8 protein-coding genes are annotated in these 9,064 nt (G+C 59.1%); 1 reads left to right on the top strand and 7 read right to left on the bottom strand.

What is annotated here, in order from left to right; translation table 11 throughout:
* The 4 genes from RMO18_RS08840 to RMO18_RS08825 form a co-directional block, all read right to left on the bottom strand.
* A partial coding sequence (locus RMO18_RS08840) for an aminomethyltransferase family protein (RefSeq protein ID WP_309665314.1) occupies window positions 1-938 on the bottom strand: 938 nt, incomplete at its 3' end.
* 152 nt (window positions 939-1,090) lie between these two features.
* Window positions 1,091-2,854, bottom strand: a complete 1,764-nt coding sequence (locus tag RMO18_RS08835; protein WP_309665313.1) for an APC family permease — start codon at window positions 2,852-2,854, stop codon at window positions 1,091-1,093.
* Between the two features lie 372 nt (window positions 2,855-3,226).
* Entirely contained in the window at window positions 3,227-4,570 is a 1,344-nt protein-coding gene (locus RMO18_RS08830) for an NAD(P)/FAD-dependent oxidoreductase (RefSeq protein ID WP_309665316.1), read from the bottom strand.
* Between the two features lie 181 nt (window positions 4,571-4,751).
* Window positions 4,752-5,165 (bottom strand): universal stress protein, encoded by a 414-nt coding sequence (locus RMO18_RS08825; RefSeq protein WP_309665310.1) that lies wholly within the window; start codon window positions 5,163-5,165, stop codon window positions 4,752-4,754.
* A 114-nt stretch (window positions 5,166-5,279) separates the two neighbouring features.
* Between RMO18_RS08825 and RMO18_RS08820 the strand changes: the two genes are divergently transcribed.
* The gene (locus RMO18_RS08820; RefSeq protein WP_309665309.1) at window positions 5,280-5,642 is read left to right on the top strand and encodes a cupin domain-containing protein; all 363 of its coding nucleotides are present in this window, start codon (window positions 5,280-5,282) and stop codon (window positions 5,640-5,642) included.
* Window positions 5,643-5,674: 32 nt separating this feature from the next.
* Here RMO18_RS08820 and glnT read toward each other — a convergent pair whose 3' ends face one another.
* From glnT to RMO18_RS08805, 3 genes are read right to left on the bottom strand one after another with little or no spacing between them, the layout of a single operon-like run.
* Window positions 5,675-6,982, bottom strand: coding sequence for a type III glutamate--ammonia ligase (gene glnT / locus RMO18_RS08815; protein WP_309665308.1), 1,308 nt, complete (start codon window positions 6,980-6,982; stop codon window positions 5,675-5,677).
* A gap of 32 nt (window positions 6,983-7,014) precedes the next feature.
* Window positions 7,015-8,343, bottom strand: coding sequence for an FMN-binding glutamate synthase family protein (locus RMO18_RS08810; RefSeq protein WP_309665307.1), 1,329 nt, complete (start codon window positions 8,341-8,343; stop codon window positions 7,015-7,017).
* 9 nt (window positions 8,344-8,352) lie between these two features.
* Window positions 8,353-9,042: a GXGXG domain-containing protein gene (locus RMO18_RS08805; RefSeq protein ID WP_309665305.1), complete on the bottom strand. Its 690-nt coding sequence runs from the start codon at window positions 9,040-9,042 to the stop codon at window positions 8,353-8,355.
* Between the last annotated feature and the right edge of the window lie 22 nt (window positions 9,043-9,064).

Here is a 9,064-nt window from a genome sequence, read left to right as displayed (position 1 = left end):
CCGTCGCGGAACACCGGCGCGCCGTTGCCCGGCACATTGGTGCCCTCCAGCTTTAGCCCCCAGATCTTGAACCTCTCGCGGCCCTTCAGCCGGTAATGCTCTTCGGCCCCACGGAACCCCACCTTGCTGGGGCTGACGGTGAAATCGAGGCCAAGCTCCCACAGCGTGTCGCCCGGACCCTCATCCGCGAATGGGTACATTTCCGAGTTGTCGAAGGGGAAGAACAGCAGGTAGCTTTCGGTGCGCAGCATATCGAGCGTGGTAAACCGGCACGGGATGATGCCCATCGACTTGCCCTCATCCAGAATCCGGTCCCAGATCATCGGCGCATCCTGCCCGCGCACGAACAACTCATATCCGCGCTCGCCGGTATAGCCCGTGCGCGAGATCATCGCGGGCTTGCCGAAGAGGCTTGTCTGCATGTGGTTGAAATAGCCAAGCTGGCGGATGCCGGGCACGTATTTCTCCAGGTAGTCCACCGCGATCGGGCCCTGCAGCGACAGGTCGTGCATATTGTCGTCGAACCGCACCGACACATCGCGCCCGGTGGCTGCCATCGTCAGCTGCTCATGCGCTCCGCCGGAGCCGTGCACGACCATGAACGCGTTGGGCGCAAGCCGGTAGATCACGCAATCGTCGATGAACTTGCCCGCATCGTTCAGCATGGTCGCATAGACCGACCGACCGGGCATCAGCTTTTCCATGTTCCGCGTCGTGGCACGTTCGATCACATGGCTTGCTGCCGGTCCTGTGATATGGACCTTCTTCAGGCCCGAGACATCCATCAGGCCGGCCTTGGTGCGGATCGCCATGTATTCGGCGTCGGGATCGCCCTTGGAATAGGACCAGGCGGTGCCCATCCCGCTCCAGTCTTCAAGGTCGGAGCCGAGCGCGCGGTGGCGGTCGATCAGCGTCGAAAAGCGCCAGGAATTCGTCATCTATTCTCTCCCCGAAGTAGATTCATTTTCGCCAAGTCTGTGAGGGTTAGCGACAGAAATCAATAATGAAGTTCAATTATTTTTCTTCACAGCAAACAATGGGCAAAGAAAAAGGGGCGCATGCGCGCCCCTATCTCGAACTTCTTGGAAGGTCAGGTGGGAAGAACAAAGAACCAGTTGGCCCAGAGTACAACCGCAGCCCCGAGGATCAGCGTCAGGTAGGGCAACATGCCCGCCTTTCGCTCGCCCAGATCGCCCTCTTTCAGGCCCAGGTCGTCATAGGCCTCTTTTGGGAACTTGCCGTTGTCCTGATAGTAGTGGCGATACCAGAACACCGGGATGATCAGTGCCGCAAAGATCAGGCCAGCCCACAGCGCATTGGAATAACCCCAGACCTTGGCCCCCGCCCCAAGGAAAAGGGCATTGACGAAGGCGAGAACGGTGTTCACCCCGATCAACCAGTTCGGTGCTTTCCAAGGACGCTCCATATGGGGAGAGTCGATCCGGTGAATCCAGCCTGCGTTGAGGTTGAGGAAGTTGAACAGGATGTAGCCCACGTTCGAGATGGCGAGGACATAGAAGTACCCGCCCACGTCCGATGCCAACGCCAGCAGAAAGACGTTGAAGGCAAAGTCAGTCCACATCGCCCGCGATGGCACGCCTTTTGCGTTGACCGTGCTCAGATACTTCGGCAACCAGCCATCACGCGAGCCCTGATAGAGCGTGCGCGACGACCCGGCGAGGGCAGTCATGATCGCCATGAACAAAGCCATGATCATCAAAATCACGAAGATCTGAGTGATCACCTGGCCGCCGCCGACCATGTTGCCGAGCGCTTCGCCAATACCCGTGCCATCCACGATGCCGGGTGCGAGCATTCCTTCTTGGCCAAGAACGCCCTGGAACGAGAACGGAATGATGAAGAAGAACACGCAGCACAGCAGGCCGGAATAGAAGATCGCACGGAACGTGTCGGTCTTTGGGTTCTTCAACTCGCGGGTGTAGCAAACTGCAGTTTCGAAGCCATAGGTCGACCAAGCCGCGATGTAGAGGCCGCCAAGGAACAGCGTCCACCCCCCAATATCCCAAGTGCCATCGACGCCCGAATAGGCCGCCGTCGGGGGCAATAGGTTGGTGACGTTCATGGTATCGATCGCGCCGGTAAAGATCGGCACGAGGCCAACCAGCAGCAACGGCACCAGCACGATGATCGCCAGCCACTTTTGCGCGCTGGCTGTGCTTGCAATGCCACGATGCTGGATCGTCATGATCACCAGCATCAAGGCCACGCCAATCAGGAAGGTCGAGTTGAAGTGCAGTGTTCCCAGACCGGGAATAGTCACCTGGAACGCCTCATACACCCTGAACCAGGGTGTCATGGCGGACACCCCATCTGCGGCAGCAACCGCCTTGATCGCGTCTGCTGCGACAACCCCCGCATTTGCGGCCATGTAGTCCACGACCGACTGCGTTTCCGCTGTGTAGCTCGCAAGGTTGGCGGTGACCCAGTCCATCACCTGCTGGCTTTCCGCCAACGGGATTGGGAACAGAGCATTCAGAATATAGCCGGCCGCAATGGCACAGCCCAGCGACAGAACGGGCGACCATGCAAACCAGTTGCACCAGACCGAAAGTGGCGCAACCAGTTTTGAGTAGCGCAACCAGGCGGTGGCACCATAAACTGAAGTGCCGCCAGATTTATTGCCGAACATTCCGGCCATTTCGGCATAGGTAAAGCTTTGCAGAAAGCCCATGATCATTGAAATGATCCAGACCGCAAAGGCCAGCTTGCCGGTGGTTCCGGCGATCCCGCCGATTGAAAATAGCACCAAGGGCGGCACACCTGCCGCGACCCAGAAGGCACCCTTCCAGTCCAACGCCCGAACCATTTGGCCCGAACCTGAATCCGTTGTCATGTTTCCCTCACTCCTGTTGCATCTGGCGACTTGTCAGCAACTGGCATTGGTTGAGCCAGTACTTTGTGTTGTCGCGCTTTGGTTGGCGATTCATCTTCATCCGGCTGACGCGGGCCGCCATGCCCGGATCGTCATTCAGTTTCCTTTCCGTTCCAATTCGGGTCAAAACGATTGGCGTTCACAAAGACCAGTCCTGCAACCCAACCTGTCAAGGTTGGCATGGTCCTCCCGACAAGGCTAGAAATTCTTCATCTTTGCGAAAAATTGTTTCCTGTTGTTTACAGTCTTGCAAGACATTTTGGGCCGAGCCTCCCAGTCAGGGTTCCAGCAGACCGAAGCCGTTGCTGAAACCCCTTCTGGCTGAAAGTCTGGTCAATTTCGCAGATAGCTCTCCATCGAATCTTCCAGCGCATCTTTCCACGGAGTGTGGTGCGTTGGTGCCATCGTGCCAGTGATGACCGACTTATAGGCGTTGTCGCGGAACGTCATGATGTCTGCCTTCTTGTGGTCTTTCCACGCGAAGAAGGCCTCACAGGCGCCGTCGACGTCAAATGTCGGATAGTCTGTCTCGGCGATCAATTCCTTAACGTATTCGCCTTGATAGTGGATGGCATCATGAGCATCCGCGCCGGCATCCTCTTGCGCAATGCGGTTATCCACGTCCTTTTGCAGAAGCGTCTTTTCAGCAGGGATTGCGATCCGCCCCATGATCGCATCACGCACCCACCAGGCCTGGGCATCGAACATGTTGAATGTGAACCATTGGTCCTGCATGCCAAGGAAGAATAGCTTAGGGTTATGCACCCAAGCCACGCCCTTATAAAGATCAGCGGTCGCCAGCCGGTTCTTCGTCTTCAGGCGCAAGTCATCTGGAAGAAACGGAAAGTGATGCTTGTAGCCGGTGCACAGGATGATCGCGTCGACCTTCTTGCTTGAGCCATCGGAAAAATAGGCGGTGGTTTCGTCCACCCGCTCCAGCTTGGGGACTTCTTTCCAATTGTCCGGCCAATTGAACCCCATTGGCGCCGTGCGATGGGCGACGGTGATCGATTTGGCTCCGTATTTCCAGCACTGGCTGCCGATGTCTTCGGCCGAATAGGACGTGCCAAGGATCAACAGGTCCTTGCCAGAGAATTCGCGTGCATCGCGGAAGTCATGGGCATGCAGGACCCGGCCGTTGAACTTGTCGAACCCTGGGTACTCCGGCACATTCGGCACCGAAAAATGGCCCGAGGCGACAATCACATTGTCGAACTCCTCTTCGTACATCCGGTCGTTCTTCAGGTCGTGCACAGTGACCGTGAAATTTCCTTTGGCCTCATTGTAACGCACCATGCGGATGGTGCTGCTAAACCGGATCCAGTCGCGTACGCCCGCCTTTTTCACGCGGCCTTCAATATAGTCGAACAGGACTGCCCGCGGCGGATAGGAGCCGATCTGCTTGCCAAAATGCTCCTCAAAGGAATAATCGGCAAACTCAAGGCCCTCCTTTGGACCGTTGGACCACAGATAGCGGTACATCGAACAATGAACAGGCTCGCCGTGTTCATCCAGACCGGTGCGCCAAGTGTAATTCCACAGGCCACCCCAATTGTCCTGCTTCTCAAAGCACACGATCTCGGGGATCTCAGCACCCTTTGCTTTGGCCGATTGGAACGCGCGCAATTGCGCAAGCCCGGAAGGACCCGCTCCGACAACGGCTACTCTCTTATTCATCTGAACCTCCGGATGCTCTCTTGGTGTCAGGGCGCTTTCGCCGCGACGTATCTGCACTGAAACCTAAAAGCAGAGTTGCGCCTGTGTCAAATCTTATTCCTGCTGGTAAACATGACAAGGCCCGGAAGTGCACCTCCGGGCCGAATCATTACCCTTGCTGCGAATTTGATCAGAACCGATCTTATCGGGCAACTGTGACAGAGCATCCGGCTTGCCCGGCAACCTCTGCAGCAACCGAACCAAGCACCAGACGCCTCAAGCCGCGCTTGTCACCGGTTCCCATCACGATCTGCCCGGCGTCAATTTCGGCGGCATAAGCGATGATCGCCGGGGCCGCGCTGCGCGACAACAACACCGCAGTGCCAACGTCAGTTGCACCCGCAGCCCGCGCGTCGGATTCTGCCTTGGCCAGCAGGGTTGCGGCGTCTTCGTCTGTCCACTGGTTGATTGTCGGTCCGCGGGCCCCGCCAACTGCAAGGTTAACCGCGCAGATCGTCAGATGCGCACCGGTAAACTTTGCAAGCTCCACCGCCTTTGTCAGCCCAACCGCTGCGTGATCACTGCCATCGACCGGGCAGAGAATTTTCTTGGCCATCGCATGCTACCCCCAACTTCCATTGACTTCACAATCAGAATCGCACGAAAATTGAACCGTCGCGTTGACCTGAATCAAAGATGCGATTTCCTGTTGCCGCGACGGAAGGATGATATGAAACCGATTGAACCGCACGACCGTCGGGTGGCCAATATCAACGAAGCGGACTTCACGCCATTCGTGTACCCGGACGGCATGTCGCTTGGCGATTCCATACTTCAGCTCGATGACAGCCAAGAGCTTGGCGAAGGTTTCCATGTCTACCGAATGCCCGCGGGCATGAAAACGCGCGGCCACCGCCACAATGGCCACGAGCAATTCCTGATCCTTCAGGGGGAGCTGCACGAAAGCGACGGCACAGTGTTTCGCGCCGGTGACATGGTGTTCTACCGCGATGGCACCGAACACAACTCCTTCACTCCGGACGGCTGCCTTTTGGCAGTTCACATCGTGCACCAGGAAACGCCAGTGGAATAATCTCGGGCGACCGTGCCGCCCGAGTTTCGCCGTCACACGTCCAGCGTAGTGTCCGTCTCCCACTTCGAGAAATGCGAGCAGTAGGAGTTCCACTCCTGATGCTTCAACTTCAGATAGGCTTGCGAGAATTCCTCGCCCATCATCGCCTTCAGCGTCTTGTCCTTGTCAAATTCGCGCAAAGCATCGAGCAGATTGAGCGGCAGTTTCGGCGCGTTCTTCACCGTGTGACCCATCTGGTACATATCGATGTCGTGCCGCTTGCCGGGATCGGCCTTGGTGCGCACGCCGTCAAGACCGGCCGCAATGATCACCGCCTGCAACAGATACGGGTTGGCCGCACCGTCAGGCAGGCGCAACTCGAACCGCCCCGGCCCGGGGACACGTACCATATGGGTGCGGTTATTGCCTGTCCAGGTGACCGAATTCGGGGCCCAGGTCGCGCCTGAAGACGTCCGGGGGGCGTTGATGCGTTTGTAGCTGTTCACCGTTGGGTTACAGATCGCTGCCAACGCCGAAGCGTGCTTCATGATACCACCAAGGAAATTGCGCCCCTGATCCGACAGGTGCAGTTCCTTGGATTTGTCGGCAAAGGCGTTGGTCTTGCCATCCATCGACCAGACCGAGATATGCGCGTGGCACCCCGATCCCGTCAGGCCCTTGAAGGGCTTCGGCATGAAGGTCGCTCGAAAGCCGTGCTTTTCGGCGACCGATTTCATCATGAACTTGAAGAAGCTGTGCTTGTCGGCGGTCTGCAGCGCGTCGTCATATTTCCAGTTCATCTCGAACTGGCCGACCGCGTCCTCGTGGTCGTTCTGGTAGGCTTCCCAGCCCAGTTCCAGCATGTAGTCGCAGGCCTCGGCGATCACGTCATATCGGCGCATCACCGCCTGCTGATCGTAGCAAGGCTTTTCCGCGGTGTCGTAGGGGTCGGAAATCTGGCTGCCATCGGGCGACAGGATAAAGAACTCCGGCTCCACCCCGGTCTTGACGCGCAGGCCTTCCTTGGCGGCCTCGGCGACAAGCTTTTCCAGCACGTTGCGCGGCGCCTGATCAACCAGCTTGCCCTCCATCGTGGCCCGCGCCGCAACCCAAGCGACCTCTTTCTTCCACGGCAATTGAATGGCCGAGGACGCATCGGGCACGGCCATCAAGTCGGGGTGGGCCGGGGTCAGGTCCAGCCAGGTTGCGAACCCGGCAAAGCCTGCGCCTTCGTCGGCCATATCGTTGATCGCCTGCGTCGGCACAAGCTTGGCGCGCTGACCCCCGAACAAGTCGGTGTAGGAGATCATGAAGTATTTGACGCCCTTTTCCTTGGCCCATTTGGCCAGATCCTTCGCCATCCCTTTAACTCCCTGTCGTCTTTATGTTTTTGTCAGAAGCCGCCGGTGCGGCCCGGTATCCAGTTGGTGCCTGCAATCGGGACGCCCGCCATGGCGGCGGCCTCAATTGTCAGGGCGCACAAATCCTCAGGTTCCAGATTGTGCAGGTGGTTTTTGCCGCAAGCCCGCGCAATCGTCTGCGCCTCCAGCGTCATCACCTTGAGGTAGTTCTTCAGCCGCCGCCCGCCGAGAACGGGATCAAACCGCGCCGACAGTTCGGGGTCCTGGGTGGTGATGCCAGCCGGGTCGCGGCCCTCGTGCCAGTCGTCATACGCGTCAGCAGTGGTGCCCAGCGCCTGATACTCCGCTTCCCATTTCGGGTCGTTATCCCCAAGCGCGATCAAGGCTGCCGTGCCGATCGACACCGCATCTGCGCCAAGCGCCATCGCCTTCGCCACGTCCGCCCCCGACCGGATGCCGCCCGACACGATCAGCTGTACCTTGCGGTGCATCCCCAGGTCCTGCAGCGCCTTTACCGCCTGCGGGATGCAGGCAAGGATCGGCATGCCGACATGTTCGATAAACACATCCTGCGTTGCCGCCGTACCGCCCTGCATACCGTCCAGCACCACCACATCCGCGCCCGCCTTTACCGCCAGCGCCGTGTCGTAATAGGGCCGCGCGCCGCCGATCTTCACATAGATCGGCTTTTCCCAATCAGTGATCTCGCGCAGTTCCATGATCTTGATTTCCAGATCATCCGGGCCGGTCCAGTCCGGGTGCCGGCAAGCCGACCGCTGGTCGATCCCCTTCGGCAGGTTGCGCATGTTGGCCACGCGGTCGGAAATCTTTTGCCCCAGCAACATGCCGCCGCCACCTGGCTTCGCACCCTGCCCCACCACGATCTCGATCGCGTCCGCGCGGCGCAAATCGTCTGGGTTCATCCCGTACCGGCTGGGCAGGTACTGGTAGACCAGCGTCTGGGAATGGCCACGCTCCTCTTCCGTCATGCCGCCATCGCCCGTGGTGGTCGACGTGCCAGCAGCGGTAGCGCCGCGCCCGAGTGCCTCTTTCGCCGGCCCCGACAGCGCACCGAACGACATGCCGGCGATGGTGATCGGGATCTCCAGGTGGATCGGCTTTTTGGCGTGGCGGGTGCCCAGCCAGACATCGGTCGCGCATTTCTCGCGGTAGCCTTCCAGCGGATAGCGGCTGATCGAGGCACCAAGGAACAACAGATCGTCGAAATGCGGCAAATGGCGTTTGGTGCCGCCGCCCCGGATGTCGTAGATGCCGGTGGCCGCCGCGCGGCGGATCTCGGCGTTTACAGCCGGGGTGAAGGTCGCCGAAAAGCGGGGCGGCGTGCGGGGAAAATCACTCATTCAGTTGCCTCAATACGCCGACGCGTTGTCGATGTTGAAAGTATAAAGCTTGCGGGCCGAGCCATAGCGACGAAACTCTTCTGGCTTAGCTTTCGACCCTGCCTCGCCCCGCTCCAGCAGACTTTGCAGCAGCGCCAGATGTTCGGGCCGCATCTCTTTCTCGATGCAATCGGCCCCCAGCGATTTGACACTGCCCCGTACGAAAAGCCGCGCCTCGTACAGGCTGTCGCCCAGCGCCTCGCCCGCGTTGCCCAGCACCACCATATTGCCCGACTGCGCCATGAAGGCCGACATGTGGCCGATGTTACCGTGCACGACAATGTCGATGCCCTTCATCGAGATGCCACAACGGCTGGACGCATTGCCCTTGATCACCAGCAGTCCGCCCCGGCCCGTGGCACCCGCATACTGACTGGCGTCGCCGTCGATGATGACGGTGCCCGACATCATGTTTTCCGCAACACCCGGCCCCGCCGATCCCTTGATCCGGATCGTCGCCTGCTTGTTCATGCCGGCACAGTAATACCCGGTTGATCCGCGCACGGTGATATCCAGTGGCGCATCCACACCGGCCGCAATGGCATGGGCGCCCTTGGGGTTGATCACCTCCCACGAGGTCATGTTGGTCTGGCCCTTCAGGGCGTGCAGCGATGCGTTCAGCGCGCGCAGCCCCTCTGCGCCAAGATCGAAGGTCTGCATTCGCTCAACGCTCCCAGAAATA

It is taken from the genome of Tabrizicola sp. (assembly GCF_031377265.1).
GTDB lineage: Bacteria > Pseudomonadota > Alphaproteobacteria > Rhodobacterales > Rhodobacteraceae > JAUYQR01.
Note: the sequence above shows the minus strand (reverse complement) of the source record. Positions and strands in the feature narration are given on the sequence as shown.